Below are 22,633 nucleotides of genomic sequence, written 5' to 3'. Positions count from 1 at the left end.
GGCGCTGTTCAGGAATTGTTCTATGCTGAATAGCCTGCTATGAATTCGTCCGTAAGATTCCACGTTTATAGCTTAAAATGAGGAAGCGCCGTATCTTCATGCTCGGCTGGGAGTACCCGCCGGAAATCACCGGCGGCCTGGCCATCGCCTGCCGTGGTCTGGCGCGCGCACTGGTGCGTCGCGGGCACAGCGTCGACTTTTTCCTGCCGCGTTACAATAATACGCCAGCCTTTGACGAAGGCGTCCGGGTGCTCAGCCCAACAGCGGAGCAATTGAGCGTCGAGGAGATGGTGCTCTACCGGGAGCAGCTGCAGACCATCAGCGAAGGCTCTCTCAGCGGCGCCTATGCTCAGCCGGAAGGCAGCCCGCAGACGAGCGCCGAAGAATTGGTGCGGGCAGCAATTGAAAATCGAAGCGTTGGCGCTTTGCTGCAGGGCGGCTATGGCGACCACATGTTCCAGGAAATCTTCAGCTTCGCATTGCTGGCGCGCCTCTATGCGGCCCGCGAAGCCTACGATATTATTCATGCCCATGACTGGATGACCTTCCCTGCCGGCGAAGCGGCCGCGGCCGCGACCGGACGTCCGCTGCTGATCCACGTGCATGCCACGGAGTTTGATCGCAGCGGCGAAAATGTAAATTCACTGATCTATGATATCGAGCGTCATGCGGCCCATGCCGCGGCGGCGTCGGCGGCGGTTAGCAATTACACGCGCAGCATCCTGATTCGACGCTACGGCGCGGCTGCCGAACGTGTCTTCGCCGTCCACAATGCCGTGGAATCGGAAGAGGAACATCCTCTGCCGCCAGAGGTGCGCGGCATCAAGGAGCCCACGGTGCTCTTTCTGGGCCGCATTACATTCCAGAAGGGTCCAGAGTACTTCGTTCGTGCGGCCCGTCGGGTCATCGATCAAATTGGCGGCGTGCGCTTTGTGATGGTCGGGACCGGCGACATGTACCATCGTATGATTGAGCTGGCTGCCGATCTGGGGATAGGACGTTACTTCCACTATACTGGTTTTCTCAATCGCGAGCAGGTCCGGCGCGTCTTTGCGTTGAGCGATCTCTACGTCATGCCCTCAGTTTCCGAGCCCTTTGGCATTTCGCCGCTGGAGGCCATGCTGCAGGGCGTGCCGACCATCGTTTCCAAGCAGTCGGGAGTCAGTGAAATCATCGAAAACTGCATCAAGGTCGACTTCTGGGACGTGGACGAGATGGCCCGCAGCATCATTGCAGTACTGAGCGACAGCGCTGAACGCAACCGGCTGCGGGAACAGGGCAAGCAAGAAGCGGAAAACCTCAGCTGGGACCTGGCCGCCGAGAGGCTGGAGACGATCTATGATCGCGCCGATGACTTCACCGCCGGCCGCAGCTAATCGGCGCAAAAACCCCTCGCCCGCACGCGAAAAATTCTAGACCAGCTACTCCCGGCGTCGCCCCCTCGGACCTCGGCACTGAGCCGCCACCTGAGGAGCCCGGATGAACCACTCTGACCGCGACGCCGCCCGCAAACGACTGTGGGAGCTGATGGATCGAATCCAGAATATCGACGATGAATCGCTGCAAAAGGCCTTCGCCCACCACCTGGAATACACTGTCTGTAAGTATAAGTCAAATATCCACGGGCCCGATATCTACCAGGCTCTGGCCTACACCATTCGCGACTTCCTGATCGACCGCTGGAATGAAACGCAGCAAAATATTCGCGAGGCGCGCTCCAAGCGAGTCTACTATCTTTCCATGGAATTTTTGCTGGGGCGTCTGCTCACCACCAACCTTGTCAATCTGGGCATGCGCGAGCGCGTCGCTCACAACCTTCAGCAATTTGGCTACGATCTCAACGAAATCAGCGAGTACGAACCGGACGCTGGATTGGGCAACGGCGGTCTTGGCCGACTGGCCGCCTGCTTCCTGGAAAGCATGGCGACCCTGGATCTGCCCTGTTGTGGCGCCAGCATTCGCTACGAGTTTGGCATCTTCCACCAGCAGATTGTCGACGGCTACCAGAAGGAAGCTCCGGACAACTGGCTGGCGCGCGGAAACCCGTGGGAAATCATGCGCCACGATATCATCTATCCCGTTTACTATTACGGCTACAGCGAGTCCTTTGTAGACGACGCCGGCAATGTTCGCTTCCGCTGGACGCCGGGCGAAACGGTGATGGCTCAGGCCTACGACATTCTGTGCCCGGGCTACAACACGCGCACCGTAAACCACCTGCGTTTATGGAATAGCGTATCCAGCTCTGATTTCAATTTCGACTACTTCAACCACGGCGACTACTTGCGCGCCGTAGAAGACAAGTTCCACACGGAAACGATTTCCAAGGTGCTCTACCCCAACGAGAATATTCTGCAGGGCAAGGAGCTGCGCCTCAAGCAGGAGTACATGCTGGTAAGCTCCAGCGTCCAGGACGCACTGGCGACCTTTGAGCAAGAGGAGACGGACTGGAATCGCCTGCCGGACCGCGTCTTCTTCCAGCTCAATGATACGCACCCGGCGCTGACCGTGGCCGAATTGATGCGCATGCTGGTCGACATGAAGCAACTGGAATGGGACGAGGCCTGGGCCCTGACGCAGCAGTGCTGCGCCTACACCAACCACACCGTCATGCCCGAGGCGCTGGAAACCTGGGACATGGAACTTTTTGGCCGTCTGTTGCCGCGCCATCTGCAGATCATATTTGAAATCAATCGTCGCTTTATGGACCAACTGCGGGCGCAGGGAGCGCCGGATGACCTGCTTGCGCGTATGTCGCTGATTGACGAAGGCGGCGGCAAGAAAGTGCGTATGGCCAATCTGGCAGTGGTTGGCTCCAAAGCCGTCAATGGCGTGGCCGAATTGCACACCAGAATTCTACGCGAACGAATTTTTGGCGACTTCCACCGCCTCTGGCCAGGTCGCATTCAGAATAAGACCAACGGCATCACACACCGCCGCTGGATCGTTGCCTCCAATCCCGAGCTGAGCGAGGTCATTACCAAGCGCATCGGCAGCGATTGGATTCAGGACTTAGGCCGTTTGCGCGATCTGGAGCCGCTGGCCGATGACGGCGATCTGCAAGCTGATTGGGAGCGCGTTCGTCGTAAGAACAAGGAACGCATGGCCCATTTGATTCTTTTTGAAACCGGCGTCACGGTAGACCCGGACTCGATCTTCGACGTCCAGATCAAGCGCATCCACGAATACAAGCGTCAGCATCTGAACATTCTGCGCGTCATTGCCGACTACCAGATGATGAAGACCAATCCGCACCTGGATTACACGCCACGCACGGTAATCTTTGGCGGCAAGGCGGCGCCTGGCTACCACCGCGCCAAGGCGATCATCAAACTGATCAATGCCGTAGCACATGTGGTCAATAACGACAAGGACGTAAAGGGAAGATTGAATGTTGTCTTCCTGCCAAACTATCGCGTCAGTCTGGCGGAACGCATTTTCCCGGCCTCGGATATCTCCGAGCAGATCAGCACTGCCGGCATGGAGGCATCGGGCACGGGCAACATGAAGTTCATGCTGAACGGCGCACTGACGCTGGGCACGCTTGATGGCGCAAATGTCGAAATCCTGGAAGAAGTGGGCAAGGACAACTGCTACATCTTCGGATTGACCGATGTAGAAGTCGAGGAGCATCGCCGCGGCGGCTACGATCCCCAGGAATACTACCGTCAGGACCCGGTGATCCGGCACGCCCTGGATGCCGTGCAGGGCAACTATTTCAACCGTCATGAGCCCGGCCAGTTTCAGGAATTGATCAATGTGCTGCTCAACGGCGGAGACTACTACATGGTGCTTGCCGATTTCCGCGCCTACGCCGAAGCCCAGGACAAGGCGGCGCGCGACTTCCGCGATCGTCGCGCCTGGACCCGTCGATCGATTTTGAATACGGCGCGCTCCGGAAAGTTTTCGTCCGACCGGACGATCATGCAGTATGCCAGAGAAATCTGGAATGCATCGCCGGTATCGCCCAAGCGCGAACCGCGCATAGCGGCAGTGTAACAGCGCAAATACGCCGTCGACAATACAGAGGCTTCAGCTAAAGAGGCTGCTCTGATTGCCGTCGGCGGCGCGACGTGTGCGACCGCGCCGGCTGGAATGCTGTTCGGCTTCCTGCTGGCGACTGCGGTCCAGCTCGCGCTCCAGCTCGATCAATTTCTCCTCCGCTCGCCGCAGGACCGCTTCGGGCATGCCCGCCAAACGGGCCACATGAATGCCATAGCTGCGATCGGCGGCGCCCTCGCGGACGCGATGCAGAAACAGAACGCGACCGTCGCGCTCCTGCACATCCATCGTCAGGTTGATCACCTTTTCACGTTCGCCCAGCGCCGTCAGTTCATGATAGTGCGTGGCAAAGAGCGTCAGCGGCAAGGGGCCTTCCGGGTCGCTCAATCGTTCGACAATGGCCCAGGCGATGGACATGCCATCGTAGGTGCTGGTGCCGCGACCCACTTCGTCCATGATGACCAGCGATTGGCTGCTGCACTGGTTGAGAATGCGCGCCGTCTCCAGCATCTCCACAAAGAAAGTCGATTCGCCGCGCGTCAGATTATCGCCGGCGCCAATGCGCGTGAAGATTCGGTCGCATAGACTGAGCCGACAGTTTTGCGCCGGCACATAGGACCCCATCTGCGCCAGCAACTGGATCAAGGCGATCTGACGAATGTAGGTCGATTTGCCGGCCATGTTTGGTCCGGTCAAAACCGCGAAGCTGCGCTCTGCGGCCAGCAGTCGTACACTGTTTGGCGTAAACAGATCGCCGCGCGGCAGATGCTCTTCGACCACCGGGTGGCGCCCGTCGTCGATTTCCAGACAAGCCGCCCCTGAGGCGACGCACTGCGGCCGCTGCCAGTCGCCGCGGGCCGCGACCTCGGCCAGCGCCAGACGTAAATCCGTCTCACCCAATGCTTGCATCAATTGCTTGAGTGCGCCGCTTTCAGCCAGCAGACGGTGGCTGAGTTCGCCGGCGATGCGCTCCTCCGCCAGCTGAATCCTTTCTTCGGCGCCCAGTAGCGTGGCCTCCATTTCGGCCAGCTCGTCATTGCTGAAGCGCTCGTAGCCGGTCAGCGTCTGTTTGCGCGTGTAATCCTGCGGCGCGTCTTTTGCCTGGCCCTTGCTGATCTCAATGAAGTAGCCGTAGACCCGGTTGTACTTCACGCGCAGGGCGTTGAGTCCGCTGCGCTTGCGTTCGCGTTCCTCGAAGTCCAGAATCCACTGGCCGCCCTGCTGCTGCGCCTGGCGGGCGCGATCCAGCTCCGCGTCGACGCCATCGCGCACCAGCGCTCCGCCGCCAAAGACGGCCGGCGGACTATCCACCACGATCCTTTGCAAATCCTCAGCAAGGGTTGCTATCGAGGCTGTGACTTCCAGCCAGCCGCCGCCGGCCCCAGCCGTTGCAGCTGCAATTGACTGCGCCGCAACGATTGCCTGGCGAGCTATGACGAAATCGCGCGGTGCGCCGCGACCGGCGGCCTGTCGGGCCAGCGCTCGCTCCAGATCCTGGACTCCGTCCAGCGCGGCGGACAGCGCCGAACGCAAGCCATCGTTTCCCAGCAGTTGCTCGACTCGATTGGCCCGCGCCTGAATTTCGGCAATGTTCCGAAAGGGCGCCAGGATCGCGGCGCGCAGCGCTCGTTTGCCAACGGGGGTCTTGCAACGATCCAGCGTAGAAAAAAGCGTACGCTGCGGGCCGCCGTCCTGCTGATTCTCGGTCAACTCCAGATGCCTTATAGTCTGCTCGTCGAGGCGCAAGCAGGCGCCAGGCCCCTCGCGGAACGCAGGGGCCTGCAAGAACAGGGTCTGCCCGGGAAAGTTTGTACGAACATAGTGAAGAATCAGACTCAAGGCGCCCAGCGCCGGCGAAGCAGGGTCCTCGAAGCCAAGGCCGCGAGCGCGAACCGCATAGCGCGTTTCCAGCTGTCGCAAACCTTCGGAGGGCGAGGCCTTCCATGGCTCCATCGGCTGCCAGATGGCTCGACCCTCGGGGGCGGCCAGAGTGCGCAGCTGCAAACGATCGCTTGGCGATAGAATTTCGCGCGGCGCGTACTGACTGATCCAGTCGCGAAGCGCGGTCGCCAGTAGCATTTCGCCGGATCGAGGCGCAGTGTCGTCCGATGCTGGCCCCTGGCCGCATGCCACTGCCGAAGCGAAAAAATCGCCCGTGGAAACATCAGCCAGGGCAAGGCCCAAATTGTCGCCGGCAACGGCAAAGGCCATCAGGTAGTTGTTGGCGGAGCTGGCCAACAGTCCCTCTTCCACAAGCGTGCCGGCCGTGATCACGCGTTGCAGGCGACGCTGCATCAAGCGCGGATTTTCGGGATCAGGCTGCTGCTCGGCGATTGCCACCTTGCAGCCGGCGGCGATCAAGCGCTGCACATAGGTTTCCACGCTATGGTAGGGTACGCCGCACATCGGGATGCTTGACTGGCGTCTGGTGAGCGCAACGTCCATGATCGGCGCAGCGCGTTCGGCATCCTCCAGGAAAAGTTCGTAGAAGTCGCCCATGCGAAAAAGCAAGATAGCATCGTCCAGGCCGCGCTTGAGTTCGAGGTACTGGCGCATGACCGGCGTCGCCAGCGGATCGTCGGCGGCAGCTGCAGCTCCTTTCTTCTCGCGCGACATACTTAGAGTCGCCGCGCTCGGATTGCAGACAGGCGCAGCGCAGCTGCCGAGGGCGCGGCTACAGCGCGCACCGCGCTGATAAAAGCCGCCGCCTTCAGCAAATCTTTTCGACCTGGGCTGCTTTCAATGCCCGACGCAACATCGGCGCCAATTGCGCCGGAGCGTAGCAATGCTTCGCTAACGTTCTCTGCGTTGAGGCCGCCGGCAAGCAAGAACGGCGACTGCATTGGCCGCGCCCACTCCGGATTCAATTGCTGGCCGGTGCCGCCGGCCTGACCCGGCGCGTAGGAGTCGAGCAGCGTAAGCGCCGCCGGCATCAGCTGCGCCCGGTCCAGCCAGCTGACCGGCCCCCGTGGACGCAGGACAGGCCAGATAGAGAGCGGCGGCAAGTCGCCGCGCTGCATGGCGGCGCGGCACAGGCGGCGCAAAGCCAGGACCTGCGCCGCCGGCGCGCTGATTTGCACGGCGTCAAAATAGGGGATTGTATAGAGAATGCGCATCATCTCCGGCAGGCTGTTTTCGGCAAAGACGGCGACCTGTGCAATCCGGGGAAATTTACGACGCAGGATGGACAGCGGCCCGCCTACGGCTGCCGCGCGCACCCGGCGTACGCTGCGCGGCGAGAAAATCCAGCCCATGAAGTCCGGCGACAGAGCGGCGATCGCGTGGCTATCCTCCGGATAGACATTGCCGCAGATCTTGACCAGCGCAGGCATCATCAGGCCCAGTTCCGCCGCTTGTGGAGCGTCGGCCACAAATTTTGTTTGCCGGAAGCGTTGGCCAGATCTCTGCTTCCCCGATGCTGGCGCTCTCATATCGCCTGGAAGCGCCGCGCTTGCGTCGCCAGATTGCCGCGCGCCTGCGCCTTATTTGCCGGGGCGATGCCAAATATGAATCGCGCACTCTGCACAGCGGGGCCTTTGCCAGGCGACCGCTGCGGCTCCATGCCCGTCGGCGTGTGGCGCGGCGCTCGCCTTGCTGCTACGATCTTGATTCTGGCGCACATTTCTTTTCCTTGATTCAGAACGATCTGCTCCCTGATTTCTTTGAGCGCGTGGATGATGTACTATTCCTGCCAGAACTCAATGCCAGCGAGGAACGCCTGCTCAGCCACTGCTACTGGCCGGCGGCCCGAATCATGGCCTTCTATCTCTTTCCCTTGCGCCTGGATCAGTGCACGCCGGCCGACGCCTCGCGCATCAGCGCTTCGCAGCTGCTGCATTACGGTCTGAGCGGCGCCGTCCTGGAGTGTCTGCAGGGCGCAGAGCTCTCTGCAAAAGGACTGCACACCTTCATCGCTCCGCTCTCGGCCATTGAGGGCGAGGAGCTGCGACAGATGGAAGCCCTGGACCAACGCTATCGCCAGGCAGGGGTCCATGCTCCATGAATGCTGCGGCAGCACAGGCGTTGCAGATTCAGCTGGGCCCGGCGCGCGCCGTATTGCTTGGCCGCAATGCTTTACAGGATATCGCCGAGCTTGCGACGACCGATCGCAAAAGCATCGAGCGAAGGCGTTGCGCGGCCGCCCTTGATCTTGCCGAGGCCTTCAGCCTGGATCAGGTCCATGGCGCTGCATGTGTGGAAATCGCTCCAGGCCGGCCAGAATACCTGCCGGAAGGCGATGTGGCGCGCGCCGATGCGCTGTATACCGCCCGGCGCGGCGTCGCCCTGCTGGTTCGCGTCGCCGACTGCCTGCCCCTGCTATTTTGCCTGAGCTCTGGCGCAGATCAGCCGGCGCTGATTGGCGTGGTCCATGCCGGCTGGCGCGGCATGGCCGAGGGCATCATTGCCGGCGCGCTGCGTTCGGCAATCCGCGCCTTCGAACGCAGATCGGACAGTCCCTGGCAGATGCACTGCGCAATCGGTCCGCACATTTGTGCCACACACTATGAAGTTGGTCCGGAAGTCGCTGAGCGTTTTCGACACACGCGGCCCGGAAGCCAGGATCGCTCCTTCCTTGATTTGGCCGCCGAGGCCCGCAGTCAGGCGGAGGAGGCTTGCCGGGATCCACACTGGCATGGCGGCCTCAACGCCTGCACAACAGAGCAAAATAACTTGTATTTCTCCCACCGTTGCGGCGACGTCGGTCGGAATTTGCTAGCAATTGCGTTGCCGTCAGCAGGCGGCCCGTCAAATTCAGAATAATCATGGAACGCGGCGCGCCTCCCGATCAAGAGCAGCTGCAACGCTTGCGGCAGTTCAAGCGCGCGACGCTGGACGTGATGTTCCAGCATTGCGATACATTCTACATCCATTGCCAGCCACATCCCGATTTGCAAATTGGCCAGCGCGGACTGGTGCAGCAAGAAAAGGAAGAGGGCATCATCCTGGTATTCGGTCCGCACAGCGTCCGTCATCTGGCCTTGAATGATCGCTTTCTTCTGTGTGAGCTGCAGTTCAGTCGTTGGGAAAGCGTGGCAATTCCCTTCGAGTGCATCTTGCGAATGTTCGACAAAGGCGGTCGGGTGATGGTGCAATGGGCGGCTCCGGCGGCCAGTGAGGAGGACTCCGCGACGCGCAGCGCGCCAGCGGCCGCGGAAGACCGTCTGATCCGTCGCAGCGAAGACTCGCGCGTCATCGAAGTTGATTTTCGCCGCTCGCGCAAAGATGCGCCGGAGGATGCGTAGCGGTAGAACTTAAGAGCAGGTCTCAAAACACCCTCCCTGCCGTTTTGAGGCAACAACGCGATTTGAAGCCAGGCTCCTACGTCAGGGCCTGCTTGATCGCGGTCAGCACCGCGTCGCGGTCCAGGGGCTTATTGACAATGCCAGCGGCGCCCATTTTCAGCAAAGCCTCCGCTACTGGCTTGCTGTTCTCAATCGTTACAAATATCGTCCGTATCGGAGAATCTGGCCAGCGCTGCTTCATTTCGGCAAAGGCCGCGTAGCCATCAAGCGTTGGCATAATTATATCGAGAAGGACGAGGTCCGCTTCATCGGGATGCGCCTCCAGCCACTTCAAGAAATCCCGGCCATTTTCGAAGATCTGGACAGTACGATAGCCGCCCGATTCCACGATCTGGCGCAGTTTGAAGGCTTCCTGCTTGCGGTCCTCGGCGATGACCACTTTGCGAACGCGCGTACCCAGCATGGCGCATCAAGCTTTCTGGCGCGCTCCCTCTGTCGACGCTGATTTCGTCGCTCAGGCCTTCACAGGCGACGAATGATCTCTTGCCCCATTTCGGTGGTCGAAATGGCGCGATCTCCTGGACCGGCAATGTCCGCGGTACGGGCGCCATCGCGAATCGAGGCCCGGACGGCGTCTTCCATTGCTCGGGCCTGCGGCTCCATCTTGAAGCTGTAACGTAACATCAAGGCCGCAGAAAGGATCTGCGCTATGGGGTTGGCAATATTCTTGCCGGCAATGTCCGGGGCAGTGCCGCCTGCGGGCTCGTAGAGTCCGAAATCCTGCCGTCCAGCGCTCAAGGAGGCGCTGGACATCATGCCCAGGCTGCCGCCCAGAACGCTGGCTTCGTCGGAAAGGATATCGCCAAACATGTTGCCGCAAAGCACCACATCGAACTGCGAGGGTTTGAGAATCAGCTGCATGGCAGCGTTGTCGACGTACATATGATCCAGTTGAAACTCGATGCCGCTTTCGAGGGCATAATTTCGACCAAACTCGCTGACAACTTCCCGCCAGAAGACCATGGTAGTTAGAACATTTGCTTTGTCGATGCTGGTTACCCGCTGACGGCGCAGGGCCGCGGCCTCAAAGGCGACGCGCGCGATGCGCTCGATTTCGTAACGATGATAGACCATCGTATCGAAACCCTTCTCCATCTCCCCGGTTCCCTCGCGACCCTTCGGCTGTCCAAAGTAGAGATCGCCCGTTAACTCGCGGATGATCAGCATATCGACGCCCTTCTCCACGCGCGCTGGATTGAGCGGACAGGAAGCGATCAATTCAGGATAGAGCTGGACCGGCCGCAGGTTGGCGAAAAGCTGAAAGTGCTTGCGCAGGGGCAGCAAGGCGCCGCGCTCCGGCTGGCGCTCCGGCGGCAGATGCTCCCACTTCGGGCCGCCGACGGATCCAAAGAGAACAGCATCGCTGGATTCGCAAACCTTAACCGTTTCATCGGGCAGCGGCGAGCCGGTCAGATCAATTGCAGCGCCGCCTACTGGCGCCTCGTGGAATACAAAGGAAGCATCGCCCACTGCGGCGCTGATCGCTTCCAGGGCGACATGCATCACCTCCGGACCAATGCCGTCGCCGGCAAGAACTGCAACCTGGTGAGCCATCCAGCCAGAATGTCCAGGCGGATGCGGCGGTCAAATAGAACGAGAATGAGAACGAAATCGATAGCTACAGTCGCTACGAAGCGATGTCAGCCTTCGAGGTAAGATTTCATTGGTCCGAGGAAATACTCGCACCATCCCTCAAAGTGAATTTCACGAAGACGTCGGTTGGGAAGCCCCGTATGCAGCAGGCGGACGCGAACGCCGCGCTCGGTCTCATCCAGGCGCCAGTGAACCAGCGAATCCAACCAGTTTTCATCCCAGCTGATCTCGCGCAAGGTGTGTACCAGTCGCGTGGGATACTCGATTTCCTTAATCACGCCGCAGATTTCGCCGTCCCACAGCGAAATGCGACCGTTGAGACGGGCCTGGACCCGCGCTGGGCCCCCGCCCCATTCATCTATGACGCGCGAGGAAGTTAGCGCATCAAACACGCGCGGCAATGTAGAGCGGATTGTAACCTCGTGCTCTATGTCTTTCAGGCGCTCGGATAGCGCCGGCGTGGTGACTCGAAACATCTTCGCCTTCCTGTGCGGCTGGAGCGCCCTGGCTTTCCTATCGACGCTACCAATGAAATCTGGAGGGATTTTCGCTGACCGCCTCTGGCGGCGGGACAGAACTGTCCGCCATGGGCCCTAATATCGCAGCAGTAGCCATTGGCGGCGCAGCCGGCGCCCTGGCGCGCTACGCAACCGTTCTGGGAGCGGCGCGCTGGTGGGGAGATGGATTTCCGTGGGGGGTTCTTGCCGCTAATTTAATGGGCAGTCTGGCCATGGGCTTTTTGGCCGCCCTCCTTGGCCATCTGGCGATCGAATGGCCAGCGCTTCGTTTGTTGATCCTGACTGGATTCCTTGGCGGCTTTACTACCTTTTCCAGCTTCAGCATCGATACCTTTCAAATGCTGGAACGCGGCGCCTGGGGCGAGGCCCTTGCCTATCTGGCGGCCAGCGTGTTGGGCGGTGTCCTTCTATTGTGGTGCGGCTGGCGGCTGGCGCACAAGGCGCTCAGTTGAACAACCGCAGGCGACCTGCAGGAGTCGCGCCGGTCGCTTCAAGGCTGTGTGCGCCCGGAGAGGCCTTGAAACTGCAACTCGGCATAGCGATCGGTCATGCCCGAAATATAGTCGCTCACGCTGCGCTCCAGCCCGGCTGCCTCCATGCGCTGCTGGTAGTGTTCAGGCATCAAACGCGGACGCGCACAGTACTCTTGAAATAAGAACTCGACGATGCGTTCGCCACGGCGCGACATCTGCATGACACGCGGGCTGCGATAGAGCCGCTCAAAAAGGAAACGTTGCAATTCGGCCAGCCCCTGGCGCATGGCAGCGCTGTAACGCACCGGATAGTCCGCGGCCGGGAGCTGCTGGATTGACGCCGCACTGGCCCCCGGCAGCGCCGCCAGCCGCGACTCCGTTTCACTCATTAAATCACTGATCGCTCGATCCATCATATAGCGCAAAATGGACCGGATTCGCAACGGCGGCCGTGCACGCTGATAGCTCGTCGTGTCAGCTGCTTGCACGGCAAAGCGCGCCTCGCGCCAGAGCGGGAGATCTTCCAGCATTTCCAGATTCAGCAACCCTGCATCCAGCCCGTCCTCCAGATCATGATGGATATACGCTATGCGATCACAATGGTCGGCCAGCGAGGCTTCCAGCGCCGGCTGCCGTTGCGCTCGCAACTCCAGCAGCGGCAGGAGCGTTGGATCACAATCATAGACGTGCGGCCGCTTCATCATGCCCATTAGCGTGGCGCGGCAAAGATTCAAGCCCTCAAATTGCAGGTAGCGGGATTCGAGGGCTGTCACCAGGCGCAAGCTCTGGCTGTTGTGTTCAAAGCCGCCATGTCCCTGCATCAGATGGTTTAGAATATCCTGTCCGCTGTGCCCGAAGGGCGCGTGTCCCAGGTCGTGCGCCAGGGCAATGGCCTCGGCAAAATCAGCATTCAGGCCCAGACCGCCGCAAATGGAACGACTGATCTGCGCCACTTCCAGCGAATGGGTGAGCCTGGTGCGATAGTTATCGCCAGCCGAATTAACAAATACCTGAGTCTTATAACCCAATCTGCGAAAGGCCTTGCTGTGAATCAGACGATCGCGATCGCGCTGAAAGCAACTGCGATAGGAATGATCGGGCTCGGCATGCAGGCGGCCGCCGCTTTCGCGGTGCAGGCAGGCCGCCGGATGCAAGCGGCCGTCCATCGATGCTTCCAGCTGATTCACAGGACGCCATTCCATTGCCAGAGTATGCCAGCAAGCTGCGACAGATCAGGCCCGCGCCTGGCTCCTGTCGTCCCTTTCCCGAAGCCGGCCGCAAAATCAGAGTCGCAAGACTGGCCGGGTGAAGGAGGCTGGTCCCTCGAAGGTGGATCATGGCAAGGACCTGGATTGCTAGCTTACTGATTGTCGCGGCCAGCGCGCTGGCGGGAGGCTGCGCCTTTATTCTCAGTGAAAGACACGGCGCTGTTCGCATCTATTCGTCGATTCCATCGCAATGCTCCACCACGCGCGGATTGAAACAGAGTCGCGTAATCGCCGTTCAGAGCGAAAACGAACTACGCGAGCACTACGGGCTCACTTTTCTGGTCAGTTTCAACGACGGGGTAACGCCGCCCGTCTACGGAGCCCTGTACTACAACGATCCGGCCGAGAATCTGTATTGCATGGCCCTTGCCGACGGACGCTTTGCCGTTTTTTCCGACTCGGCGGTGGGCCCGCGACGCAACGTCATGCAGGAAATCTGCTATCCCATCAAGGAGTGTGCGGCGCCTCGCTAGCACTTCCCGAATTCGGGGGCGGCGCCAGCCGACGGCAGAGGCGCAGCTCCTCAATCGATTTTGCTTCGATCTCGCACTCAACCTGTAGACGCGATTTCTTCTTAATGCAGACTTGCTCCGCCATGGCCGGGCTTTCGCCCTGATTCAAGAGCTGATCCAGTTGCGCTTCGCTCAGCGCGCCGCCGGTCTGCAGTCGCAGGAAATTGCGCAAACCTTTGCGACACTCTTCGGCATTGGGCGACGTGCGCAAGGTGCAACGGACGCCTGAAAAAATGGCGGCCAGGCTCAGCACACTGAGCAAGACAGCAAGCCAGCGGCCCCTTCCCTTGCTCACCGCTGCGGTCCGCCGCGCTCCAGCGACTTCTGCTCGCGAAATTGCGAGATCAAACGACGTTTGGCGCCGTCCAACCAGGAAGGTCCGGCGCCATCCAGCGCCTTTTCAAAGTACTGCTCGGCGCGATCATAGTCGCCAGAATACCAGGCGTATACGGCCAGATTCCAGAGCGCTGAAACCGATTCTCCGTCGCTTTCATTCAGCGCACGCTGCCAGCTTTTTGCAGCCTGTTCAAAGTTTTCGGATTCAGCCCACTCATTGCCTGCTTCCAACCAGCCCTGCACTCGGTCGGTATTGGGTCCATTGAGTTCGTCCGTGTCGGCCAGCAGCGGCACGTTGACCGTGACCACCTCTGGCGAAAGCCGCGAGGCGATATTGCGCGCCGCAAGTTGCAAGGCGCCGTCAAAGGCCTCCAGCTGCGATGGGCAGCTTGAATCGCCAACATCGGCCGCCAGAACAAAGGGTTCGCTATTAGCGTAGCTGAGCGTCCGACCGGTTTCGACGTTCACCAGAATGCCCTGCACGTAGACAGTGAGCGAGAGAACGCCGGTCGGTTTCTTCTGAAGACCGGCATTGTTGCTGTTGCCCGAGGCCGCAGCGGAAGCAAGCGCCAGCGCCGAACCAGCATAGTCTGTGCGTTGCTCAACGCGGCACTCAACCTTGGGACGCGAAGTGGGGCGAACAATGAGCAGCAAATTGATCTGCAGCTCCCGCCCAATCTGCAATGACTCGGCGGTCATGCCGCTCTGGGTGTAAGCCAGCTCGCGCAATCGTTCCTTACGCGAGCTGATGTCGACGAGGTTGAAGTAGCCGCGTTCGGAAATCTGATTGGTCAGGGCCGCCTCCATCGTTGCTGTCCAGTCGCCGCCGGAATAGCCGCTATCGCCGCGGGAGGATTCCGCGGCCACAATGCCAACGTTACGGCGACCCTCGGTTACAGTCCGCAACTGGCTGCCGGTCTGATCCGGAAATTGCGGGAAACGAATGGGGATCGATGGCCCGCAACCCAGCGCCAGAAGGGCCATTGCTGCCACGCGGGAGATGCGCACAGGAAGATAGTGTTTCATAGAAAGGCGACACCTGTCTCTATTTATATTCCGCCGGCCGGCCTGCGCAATTGTCGGTCTTCCCGGGACAAGACGCGCTGCCGCGACTCCCGCCCTTGCTCAACACCACGGCCTACCGATTGGACGCTTAGAAGCGTGCAGCGGATCGCCAGAAATGCGCAACTCCGATCAGGCCCGGGTCTCGCGGTTCGAAGCGGCAGCTTCTACAAAATTTCGGAGCGGGCTGGAAAAAAAGGCTATGGGATAGAAGAGTGGGGCGCTGGCCAGCACCGTAGTTTTCGGGATCAGAAAATGGACGCCGCAAAAGCGCAAGACCAGCCGGGATAGGGGCATGCCGCCTGGCGCATCAAAACCTGTAGAGGCAACTACTACTGTGCCGCGGAAGCCCGCTTTCTGGAACCTGCGCAGCATGTAAACCCCGGCCAGCTGCGACTCCATGGTGATATCAGTGACCAGCACCTGGTAGGCCTCCGGCCCCTGCGACTGCAGCATTTGCCAGCCGCTGGCGGCATCAACGGCCCGCTCGCAGCGATAGCCCAGGGGTTCAAAGTACTCGGTCAGCAGACGAGCATACTTGTCGTTATCATCAACCAGCAAGAGGCGCTTCATGTCGGGGAAACATGCTTTCGCCAGCGAGCTTTGCGCGCCAGCGATTTCCGCAGCCCAATCTGGACCGACCGGTCGCCGCCAGCGGCAAATTCTCAGTGCGATACAGCCGGGCCAATCGCTCCGCCCTGTTTGCTGATCTCGTAAAGCCTTGCATACAAGCCGCCCCGCGCCAGCAACTCCTGGTGCGAGCCGATATCGGCGATGCGCCCTTCGGAGAGAACGATGATGCGATCGGCATTCTCAATTGTAGAGAGACGATGAGCAATGACAAAGGTAGTGCGGTTCTGAAAAAGTCGTTCCAGCGCTTGCTGTACCAGGCGCTCGCTTTCAGCGTCGAGAGCTGATGTGGCCTCGTCCAGGATCAGTATTTCCGGGTCGCGCAACAAGGCGCGAGCAATGGCGATGCGCTGCCGCTGACCGCCGGACAACGCGACCCCGCGATTTCCGACCAACGTCTGATAGCCCTCGTAGAATTCCTTGATGAAATCGTGGGCATAGGCGAGGCGCGCCGCCTTCACGACTTCGCGTCGATTGTGATTGGGAGAGCCGTAGGCAATGTTTTGAAATATGGTTCCGTAAAAAAGAAAGATCTCCTGGGTAACGATGCCAATACGCGAGCGATGATCGGCGATCCTGAATTCACGGATATCTGCGCCGTCCACCAGAATGCGTCCGTGGGTCGGATCAAAAAATCGCGCCATCAAATCCATCAGCGTCGACTTGCCGCTGCCACTTTCGCCTACCAGCGCCACCGTGCTTCCAACCGGAATGTCCAGATCGATGCCGTGCAGCACCTCGCGCTCCGCTCCGGGATAGGTAAAACGAACATTGTGAAAGCGAATGGATCTGTGCAAGCGGTGTAGCGCCCGCGGCTGGGGCGGATCGACATTCTCTGGCTCGCGATCCATGAGATTGAATATCCGGGCGCCGGCGGCCGCACCGGCCTGGAACTTGCCAAACATTCCGCTCAACTGAATGACCGGTCGTATCATAGAGAGCATCAAGAGCATAAAGCCCATAAATTCTCCCTGGGTAAAGTTCGTTCGGTCCAGATAGTAGGCGCCGGCGCCCATGATCGCCAGAGCCACCAGCACCGAATTCAACTCCACCAGGTAGACGCCCAGTTTCAGATAGAGCATCTGCTTGAAGGTTCGCCAGTAGAAGCGGTGATTCACCTGACTGAAGCGATTGATCTCATAGCCCTCGGCGCCGGCCGAACGGATCACGCGCATGCCGGAGATGGTCTCCTGCAGATGGCCGTTCAATCCTGCCAGCAGGGACTGGCTGCGGTCCACGGAACGCCGGATCTTCCGTGCAAACAGGGTAATCGGCGACATCATGATCGGAATGGCAGCCAGCGAAACCAGCAGCAACTTATGATTCAACAGGGCCAGCAGGGGCAGGTGCGTCAGAATGATGAACAGGTTAGTGATCGCGTCGCGTAAGTTACTGGAAATGACGGCGGCCACAATCTCTACATCATTCACAATGCGGCTGCCAAGTTCTCCGCTGCGTTCCGAATAGAATTGCGTAAGCTTCAAGCGCTGGACGCGGCGGTAGAGCTCATCGCGCAGATCGCGTACTGCCTTGTAGCCGGTGCCGGCAATCAGTCGGACGCAGGCCAGCAGCAGCCCAAGTTTGAGCAAACTGGCCGGAATGAATGCCAGACAGGCATACCATACCACCTCGCGCGGAGCGAAGCCCTGTTCATTGATCCATAGTTTAGCTTTGATAATTGTTTCCAGCCGCGCTCCTTCGGTCCGCGGCAAACTGCGCGTAATTCGATCACGGGTTAAGTTCTGCAACGCCTGCGTCGCAAAGGCCTGGTCGATGCGTTGCTCGGTATTGATCAGCGTCCAATCCGGCACGCCCGCTTTTGTGTACATTGCCGCCAGATTTGGCTGCCGGATCATATCCAGGCCGCGCGGCGAAAATAGCATATCTACAAATTGACGGTGGGCGGCATTGGCCAGCAGCCGCCGCTCCTCGCGCGAAAACTGCATCTCAAAGCGGTCATCGCGGGCGCCAAGGGCGTCGAACAAAGGTATGAACAGAGTCAACGAAAGTCCAGCAAGCGCCGCGCTGAGAAAGGATATCAGCACCCCGGCGGTAAAGCGCCAGCGGTAGCGCAGGGTGTAGGACAACAATCGGAGAAAAATGCTCACAGAATCCTGACGTTATCCCGGAGAGGGCAGGCCCCTTTGCACGGCGAGGCGTCGCCGCCGGCGGCTGTCATGACGCCGGATAGAGGACGATCATTCAACAAAAACATGCCCTCTGCGCTTCCGGCCAGCCGCCTGCAGACCGGGCGCGGGCCGCAGGGGTCCCGACCGATTGTATGTTTGTTGCTTCAAGGGACGGCGGCCTCAGTCTGGTCGTCGGTTCAAGGAAATGGGCGAATATCATCTGTTTGAGTTCTCGCCAGAGACCATTGATCGATTTCGGACGCAACGCGAAATCCCGGTCCATTTCTACAATAAGGACGGACAGATTCTTATCTATAAGAAGGAACAGGCCAGCGACGCTGAAATCGATCGGTTGCTGCGCTTTGTCCAGCAGGGCATCTACTACAATACCGACGACATGGATGTCCTCGGCATCAAGAAGAAAAAGGGCGAGGGCAACAACGACGGACTCAGCGATGTCAAACTGCTGACCGAGGACCATGCCGGCGGCCTGACGCACGATACAGCGGAGCTTTTTGGGCAGCTCAAACGCGGCACAATCACGTCGCTCCATGCCAAGCAGTCCAGCGAACGGTTGAATAAACTCTTCCAGGATTTTGAACAGCAGCCGGACGCCATGAACGGCCTCGTCAATATCATCGAACTGATGACCGGCATGGGGGCCGAGCAGGAAGTGGAGATGGCTGTCAAGCGCACCGTTGTCTCCATGGCCTTGAAAACACGCGGCATGAAAGCGCAGAGCCTGCGCGACCAGCAGCGCATTGCGGATCAGGTCAATGTCTTGATGATGAGCGCCCTGCTCTGTGACATTGGCTATGGTCGCATGCAGATGCCAGCCGATGCTTCGCTGAGCGACGCACAGATGGAATACATTCGCAACCATCCGATGATGTCCTACCTGATGCTGGCTCACGAACCAAGCATTGATCCCAGAGTGAAGCGCAATATTCTCTGCCACCACCGACCGATGCGTACGGGCGCCGCGGGCAACAACTACCCGAATATGAAGCTGCTGCTGGGCAAGCTGAACTCCCTGGAAGAGCGCTATCGGACGGAACCCGGCAAGGACCACATCGCCGCCGATGTGCGCAAACAACTGCAACTGCTGAAGACGGATCTGGCCTACGATGAGGACGCCAACGTTCTGGCGCTGGCCTCGGAATTTGCATCGCTCACCTCCAAAACGTCGTGGCGCGACGCATTTTCACCGCGCCGCGCAGTGCAGATGATCGTGAACAATTCCTTTTTTACCTACACCGATCGAATTGTGCGCGAGTTTCTGGACCATGTTGCCATGAGCCTGTGCGACAATGAGCGCATCATCACCGAGGGCGATTTTGTGATCGTCGCCTCCCGCGGTTCCGATGGCCGGCCCTTCTTTGAGGTTTGCCAGATCGACGCGGCCAGCCGCTACCAGAGCAAGCCGCAGGTTTCGCGCTTTGCAACCATCCAGCCTGAAATCGCTCGCACGCCGCGCATGTGCTTCGTTCGATTCGATCTCGATCACCTCCGACCGGATCCGCGCTTTGCAAAATTTGATTTGTTGCGCGACGATTCGCGGCATATTGTCTATGCCGTCGATGCTCACTACGACGAAGAAATGCACCGTCGCTTCACTGAATTGACTGCCGGTCGACGCCGGGGCGCCGTCGACCCCGCCGCCAGCGAGTAAGTGAGCGAGCTCGCGAGGCGTTTGCTCGACGATGCGCGCGCCGGCTTGACCGTCGATGCCAGCGGGCGACGCTATTTTCGGCCGCGGCGGGTCCGCTTTCAGACGCTGCGGCTGGACGCAGCAGCGCTACGATCGGCCCACTGGCTGGAATTCAAAACTCCGCTGGCGCCGCCGGATTGGCGCAGCGAACCGTCGCATCGCGCGCTGCATAGCTTTGCGACTCTGGCCTCCGAACGTTTTCGACAATACTGGTATCGAGTCATTGATGTCGCTGCGGCGCGCGCCCTTTTTGGTCGCGATACCGCCATCTTCACGGAGCCATTTTTTGAGGGCGGGACGCTTTGCGACCTCGGCATCCCGGAGCAGCAGAGCGAGAGTTCCGTTGGACCGGCGCTGCACCAGGCAATCCTCGATCAATACCAGCAGGCTCTCACATTTTCATCCTCGTTTTCAATCTACTACCTGAGCCAGTATCTGCAGGGCTTGACCGACGATCTGATTGTACAGCTGGCGCCTTTTCGCCAGCTCTGGCGTCTGCGCGAGGAACGGCAGCAACGGTTGGAGGCGCTGGAACAACTGGGACCGGCATTGGATCTATCGCTCGATGAGCTACAAAAGGACGGTACGACGCTGCGCAGCCAGCTGATCCGCGACGGCGATCGTCTGGCCCTTATTGCCTTGCGCCTTGCGGCGGAGCAGCAGCTCTGGAAACAACTGCCCGATGCAGCGGCGCGCAACCTGCTGCATCGACTGCAGCGCGGCGAACTTCAGGTTCTGGGGGAGAATGAGCGCGAACTGATTCGCCGCATTCCGGATCTTCTGGGCCAGAGCCGGGGAGCGCTGGCGCTCTATGAACGGGCGCGCGGCGCAAGACCGCTGGCGGCGGCGGCGCGCAGTGTAGCCGCCATCCTCGGACAGCTGCATCGCCTCCAACTGCGCGAAATTCGTCTGCGACGCCAGGGGGCCATGCAGGCCGGCGAAACGCTGTCTGCGCGGCGACAGTTCCTGCTGCGCCAGAAGCAGGCCCGCGACGAGGTTTTGCGCAGAACTCTGCATCGATGGCAACAGAGCGGAGGAGATTCCGCTGCAGCGCGCATTGAAGAAATCCTCTTACGACTCGCGGAAATCGACCGGCAAATCGAAGCCCTCTACCAATTCGGCCAGCAGGGCCCCCGCGAAGCGACGCCAACTGCTGACTGCCCGCCGCGCTTTCGATTTGCTGGAATGCTGCAGGAAATTCCCGGGGAGTTCCGTGGCGATCCGCTCTTTGAGTCGCACTATCTCAAGCAAGCGCGAGACATTGCGGTGCGTCGTCTGCGACCGGTGCGGCGAAGCGTTGGCGGCTATTCTGTCACGCCCGGCCTGCGTCACGGCGCGATGACGCTCAATCCAATTATGCGCCTCTGGAAAGACCGCCCGGAACAGCGACGCGGCTGCCCGCCGATCATTTTGCAAGAACTCAATACGCGAGCAACGGCGGATTGTCTTTTGCGCCTGGCGACGCTCGTGGACCCCGATTTGCCGCGGAGGCAGCTGCAGCGCGAACGTATTGTGCTGGAGAAGCGGGGCAGTGAAACGCTGCAAAATATGCTGCTGCTACTATTGCCCGGCAGCTGCGCGCCAATGCGCGAGATCCACCGCCTGGATTTCCCTGATTTTCGAACGACCGCGCTGGGCGAGAGCCGAAGCCCGGCCGAACTGGGTTCGCCTCCGGAGGAGGATGGCATCGTTGTGGGCGGATGGTACCAGAAGTTCAATCACACCCTGTACTACCCGGTAGGCGGCGACAACGCCCGTCTGCTGCGAATCATCTATGATGCCGCGCGCAGCCCCGGTCCGCCGGCCTTTTTCTTTGCCCTCGGTCAATTTGTGTACGATTGCCTGCCGGATGCGCTGGCTTACTTTCGCAGCGGCGAACTCACCTTCCGCGAATGTATCGAAGAATACTATCTCGAGGAGGATCGCGTTCGAAAAAATCGCGGCGAAAAAACCGGTCGGCGCCGGGCCGACAACAGCCGCCCAGGGGTGCGCTTTATGTTTGCCGTCAACTATTCGCGACTGATGCTGGAGGCGCTCAGCGCTTCTTCCCAATCATCCTTTCGCCACACGCCCACCGAACAATGGATGCAGCGCAACCTGGGGATGCCGCTGCTGCGCAGCGAGGAGCGCAGCCGAATGACGGGCCTGCGCGAGGAGGCCCGCAGCATCATTGCCGGCTATTGATGCAGCGCAATGCGCACAATTTGCGCCCGCGGAATATGCAGCATTTGATCGGCGCTCTGCGCGGCATTCGTCCCGCCTGCCGCTACAGATAGATCGATGCGTGCAATGTCCCGTTTCAACAGGCGACGCGTCCGTCCGCCAAGGTCGATAACGACGCTGTTGGCCGTCTGGTTGGTGATTTTGCCCTCCAGGACCTGGCCGGTTTTGAGCGTGACTCGATCAAAGACAGCCGCAGGCGTCGCCGGAATATCGTCGCGCTCCAGTACAATCTCATCGGCGCTGATTTCGACGACGCGACCGCTACGAATCGATTCATCCTGCAAATGCAGCACAACCCTGCCTGCGCCGCGCATCAGCGCATCCAGCTGGCTTTGCAGCTCGGCCTGTCGCTCGGCGGCGCCTACGACCGCCAGATGCTCTTCGCAACTTTGCAGCTCCAGGGTGCGTCGCGTTAGCGACAGCAGCCAGCCGCCGCCAAGAGTGATGGCTGCATCCAGCCAGCTGATCTTTTCTTGAATGCGCATCGAACGATTGTCGGCAGTGGAAAACTCCGGCGAGTCGCTGATCCAGGGCAGCGGCAGAACTCCAAAAAGCAGATACCAGCGTGAAAATTCGCCAATCGTTTCGCAGGCTGCCTCGGGCGAAGCAAGAACCACGCGTCGGTCCGCAGCCGGACTTTGCAATTGCGCTTCGATACAGGCATTGAGAAGTAAAGCTATCAAGAGACAAGAAAGAGCGGAACGTTTCCTGAAGCTACTCATCAGCAATTGCACCCGGCAAAATTTATTACATAACTTGATTCGTTGCTGTCATTGTTGGGAATCGTTAAGGTGGTTGCGGTCATGCCGCCGTTGAAGTTGTCCATGGTAAATGTAGTCATGCCGCCGGGCGCAATTGTTGCGCTGAGCGGTT

Annotated in this window: 20 protein-coding genes; 9 read left to right on the top strand and 11 right to left on the bottom strand. The window is 59.8% G+C overall.

Going from position 1 to position 22,633, the window contains the following annotated elements:
* Positions 1-98 precede the first annotated feature (98 nt).
* Both K1X75_07855 and K1X75_07850 read left to right on the top strand, forming a co-directional pair.
* Positions 99-1,376, top strand: coding sequence for a glycosyltransferase family 4 protein (locus K1X75_07855; GenBank protein MBX7057966.1), 1,278 nt, complete (start codon positions 99-101; stop codon positions 1,374-1,376).
* A 103-nt stretch (positions 1,377-1,479) separates the two neighbouring features.
* Complete coding sequence (locus tag K1X75_07850; protein MBX7057965.1) at positions 1,480-3,999, top strand: glycogen/starch/alpha-glucan phosphorylase; 2,520 nt, start codon at positions 1,480-1,482, stop codon at positions 3,997-3,999.
* A 33-nt stretch (positions 4,000-4,032) separates the two neighbouring features.
* Here K1X75_07850 and mutS read toward each other — a convergent pair whose 3' ends face one another.
* Complete coding sequence (mutS, locus tag K1X75_07845) at positions 4,033-6,618, bottom strand: DNA mismatch repair protein MutS (protein MBX7057964.1); 2,586 nt, start codon at positions 6,616-6,618, stop codon at positions 4,033-4,035.
* A 2-nt stretch (positions 6,619-6,620) separates the two neighbouring features.
* Positions 6,621-7,373 (bottom strand): phosphoribosylanthranilate isomerase, encoded by a 753-nt coding sequence (locus K1X75_07840; GenBank protein ID MBX7057963.1) that lies wholly within the window; start codon positions 7,371-7,373, stop codon positions 6,621-6,623.
* 44 nt (positions 7,374-7,417) lie between these two features.
* Here K1X75_07840 and K1X75_07835 point away from each other — a divergent pair, with 44 nt between their 5' ends.
* The 3 genes from K1X75_07835 to K1X75_07825 are packed head-to-tail and all read left to right on the top strand — an operon-like array spanning position 7,418 to position 9,245.
* On the top strand, positions 7,418-8,005 hold the full coding sequence (locus tag K1X75_07835) for a hypothetical protein (GenBank protein MBX7057962.1): 588 nt from the start codon (positions 7,418-7,420) through the stop codon (positions 8,003-8,005).
* Complete coding sequence (locus tag K1X75_07830) at positions 8,002-8,763, top strand: polyphenol oxidase family protein (protein MBX7057961.1); 762 nt, start codon at positions 8,002-8,004, stop codon at positions 8,761-8,763. The genes K1X75_07835 and K1X75_07830 overlap by 4 nt, the downstream gene beginning before the upstream one ends.
* A gap of 2 nt (positions 8,764-8,765) precedes the next feature.
* The gene (locus K1X75_07825; protein MBX7057960.1) at positions 8,766-9,245 is read left to right on the top strand and encodes a stringent starvation protein B; all 480 of its coding nucleotides are present in this window, start codon (positions 8,766-8,768) and stop codon (positions 9,243-9,245) included.
* Between the two features lie 76 nt (positions 9,246-9,321).
* On the opposite strand, the gene K1X75_07820 is transcribed toward K1X75_07825, so the two are convergent.
* The 3 genes from K1X75_07820 to K1X75_07810 form a co-directional block, all read right to left on the bottom strand.
* Positions 9,322-9,708, bottom strand: a complete 387-nt coding sequence (locus K1X75_07820; protein ID MBX7057959.1) for a response regulator — start codon at positions 9,706-9,708, stop codon at positions 9,322-9,324.
* A gap of 59 nt (positions 9,709-9,767) precedes the next feature.
* Positions 9,768-10,859, bottom strand: coding sequence for a 3-isopropylmalate dehydrogenase (gene leuB, locus K1X75_07815; protein ID MBX7057958.1), 1,092 nt, complete (start codon positions 10,857-10,859; stop codon positions 9,768-9,770).
* Positions 10,860-10,945: 86 nt separating this feature from the next.
* Positions 10,946-11,374 carry an SRPBCC domain-containing protein gene (locus K1X75_07810; GenBank protein ID MBX7057957.1) on the bottom strand — a complete coding sequence of 143 codons (429 nt, stop codon included), beginning with the start codon at positions 11,372-11,374 and terminating at the stop codon, positions 10,946-10,948.
* A gap of 110 nt (positions 11,375-11,484) precedes the next feature.
* On the opposite strand from K1X75_07810, the gene crcB reads away from it, so the two are divergent.
* The gene (crcB, locus tag K1X75_07805; GenBank protein ID MBX7057956.1) at positions 11,485-11,868 is read left to right on the top strand and encodes a fluoride efflux transporter CrcB; all 384 of its coding nucleotides are present in this window, start codon (positions 11,485-11,487) and stop codon (positions 11,866-11,868) included.
* Positions 11,869-11,906: 38 nt separating this feature from the next.
* Here crcB and K1X75_07800 read toward each other — a convergent pair whose 3' ends face one another.
* Positions 11,907-13,091, bottom strand: a complete 1,185-nt coding sequence (locus tag K1X75_07800) for a deoxyguanosinetriphosphate triphosphohydrolase (GenBank protein MBX7057955.1) — start codon at positions 13,089-13,091, stop codon at positions 11,907-11,909.
* Between the two features lie 134 nt (positions 13,092-13,225).
* Here K1X75_07800 and K1X75_07795 point away from each other — a divergent pair, with 134 nt between their 5' ends.
* Entirely contained in the window at positions 13,226-13,630 is a 405-nt protein-coding gene (locus K1X75_07795; protein MBX7057954.1) for a hypothetical protein, read from the top strand.
* Here the strand turns inward: K1X75_07795 and K1X75_07790 are convergent.
* The 4 genes from K1X75_07790 to K1X75_07775 form a co-directional block, all read right to left on the bottom strand.
* The gene (locus K1X75_07790; protein MBX7057953.1) at positions 13,605-13,964 is read right to left on the bottom strand and encodes a hypothetical protein; all 360 of its coding nucleotides are present in this window, start codon (positions 13,962-13,964) and stop codon (positions 13,605-13,607) included. The two genes, K1X75_07795 and K1X75_07790, sit on opposite strands and share 26 nt — an antisense overlap.
* Positions 13,961-15,031: a tetratricopeptide repeat protein gene (locus K1X75_07785; GenBank protein MBX7057952.1), complete on the bottom strand. Its 1,071-nt coding sequence runs from the start codon at positions 15,029-15,031 to the stop codon at positions 13,961-13,963. Before K1X75_07785 ends, K1X75_07790 begins: the two co-directional genes overlap by 4 nt.
* Positions 15,032-15,199: 168 nt before the next feature.
* Entirely contained in the window at positions 15,200-15,640 is a 441-nt protein-coding gene (locus tag K1X75_07780; GenBank protein ID MBX7057951.1) for a response regulator, read from the bottom strand.
* A gap of 92 nt (positions 15,641-15,732) precedes the next feature.
* Positions 15,733-17,772: an ABC transporter ATP-binding protein/permease gene (locus tag K1X75_07775; protein MBX7057950.1), complete on the bottom strand. Its 2,040-nt coding sequence runs from the start codon at positions 17,770-17,772 to the stop codon at positions 15,733-15,735.
* A 259-nt stretch (positions 17,773-18,031) separates the two neighbouring features.
* Between K1X75_07775 and K1X75_07770 the strand changes: the two genes are divergently transcribed.
* Together K1X75_07770 and K1X75_07765 are read left to right on the top strand one after the other, a co-directional pair.
* Positions 18,032-19,498: a hypothetical protein gene (locus tag K1X75_07770; GenBank protein ID MBX7057949.1), complete on the top strand. Its 1,467-nt coding sequence runs from the start codon at positions 18,032-18,034 to the stop codon at positions 19,496-19,498.
* The gene (locus K1X75_07765; GenBank protein ID MBX7057948.1) at positions 19,499-21,721 is read left to right on the top strand and encodes a hypothetical protein; all 2,223 of its coding nucleotides are present in this window, start codon (positions 19,499-19,501) and stop codon (positions 21,719-21,721) included.
* Here the strand turns inward: K1X75_07765 and K1X75_07760 are convergent.
* Complete coding sequence (locus K1X75_07760) at positions 21,715-22,443, bottom strand: hypothetical protein (protein ID MBX7057947.1); 729 nt, start codon at positions 22,441-22,443, stop codon at positions 21,715-21,717. The genes K1X75_07765 and K1X75_07760 overlap by 7 nt on opposite strands.
* Positions 22,444-22,633: the final 190 nt, after the last annotated feature.

It is taken from the genome of Leptospirales bacterium (assembly GCA_019694655.1).
GTDB lineage: Bacteria > Spirochaetota > Leptospiria > Leptospirales > Leptonemataceae > SSF53.
The sequence above is the reverse complement of the archived record's forward strand: the minus strand, read 5'-3'. Positions and strand labels throughout refer to the sequence as shown.

Bases quoted from the DNA above. Each gene is read 5' to 3' on its own strand.
- K1X75_07800 (MBX7057955.1), bottom strand. From the start codon at position 13,091: ATGGAATGGCGTCCTGTGAATCAGCTGGAAGCATCGATGGACGGCCGC.
- K1X75_07785 (MBX7057952.1), bottom strand. From the start codon at position 15,031: ATGAAACACTATCTTCCTGTGCGCATCTCCCGCGTGGCAGCAATGGCC.
- K1X75_07825 (MBX7057960.1), top strand. From the start codon at position 8,766: ATGGAACGCGGCGCGCCTCCCGATCAAGAGCAGCTGCAACGCTTGCGG.
- K1X75_07780 (MBX7057951.1), bottom strand. From the start codon at position 15,640: ATGAAGCGCCTCTTGCTGGTTGATGATAACGACAAGTATGCTCGTCTG.
- K1X75_07830 (MBX7057961.1), top strand. From the start codon at position 8,002: ATGAATGCTGCGGCAGCACAGGCGTTGCAGATTCAGCTGGGCCCGGCG.
- mutS (MBX7057964.1), bottom strand. From the start codon at position 6,618: ATGTCGCGCGAGAAGAAAGGAGCTGCAGCTGCCGCCGACGATCCGCTG.
- K1X75_07850 (MBX7057965.1), top strand. From the start codon at position 1,480: ATGAACCACTCTGACCGCGACGCCGCCCGCAAACGACTGTGGGAGCTG.
- K1X75_07810 (MBX7057957.1), bottom strand. From the start codon at position 11,374: ATGTTTCGAGTCACCACGCCGGCGCTATCCGAGCGCCTGAAAGACATA.
- crcB (MBX7057956.1), top strand. From the start codon at position 11,485: ATGGGCCCTAATATCGCAGCAGTAGCCATTGGCGGCGCAGCCGGCGCC.
- K1X75_07855 (MBX7057966.1), top strand. From the start codon at position 99: ATGCTCGGCTGGGAGTACCCGCCGGAAATCACCGGCGGCCTGGCCATC.
- K1X75_07835 (MBX7057962.1), top strand. From the start codon at position 7,418: ATGCTGGCGCTCTCATATCGCCTGGAAGCGCCGCGCTTGCGTCGCCAG.
- K1X75_07795 (MBX7057954.1), top strand. From the start codon at position 13,226: ATGGCAAGGACCTGGATTGCTAGCTTACTGATTGTCGCGGCCAGCGCG.
- K1X75_07820 (MBX7057959.1), bottom strand. From the start codon at position 9,708: ATGCTGGGTACGCGCGTTCGCAAAGTGGTCATCGCCGAGGACCGCAAG.
- K1X75_07770 (MBX7057949.1), top strand. From the start codon at position 18,032: ATGGGCGAATATCATCTGTTTGAGTTCTCGCCAGAGACCATTGATCGA.
- leuB (MBX7057958.1), bottom strand. From the start codon at position 10,859: ATGGCTCACCAGGTTGCAGTTCTTGCCGGCGACGGCATTGGTCCGGAG.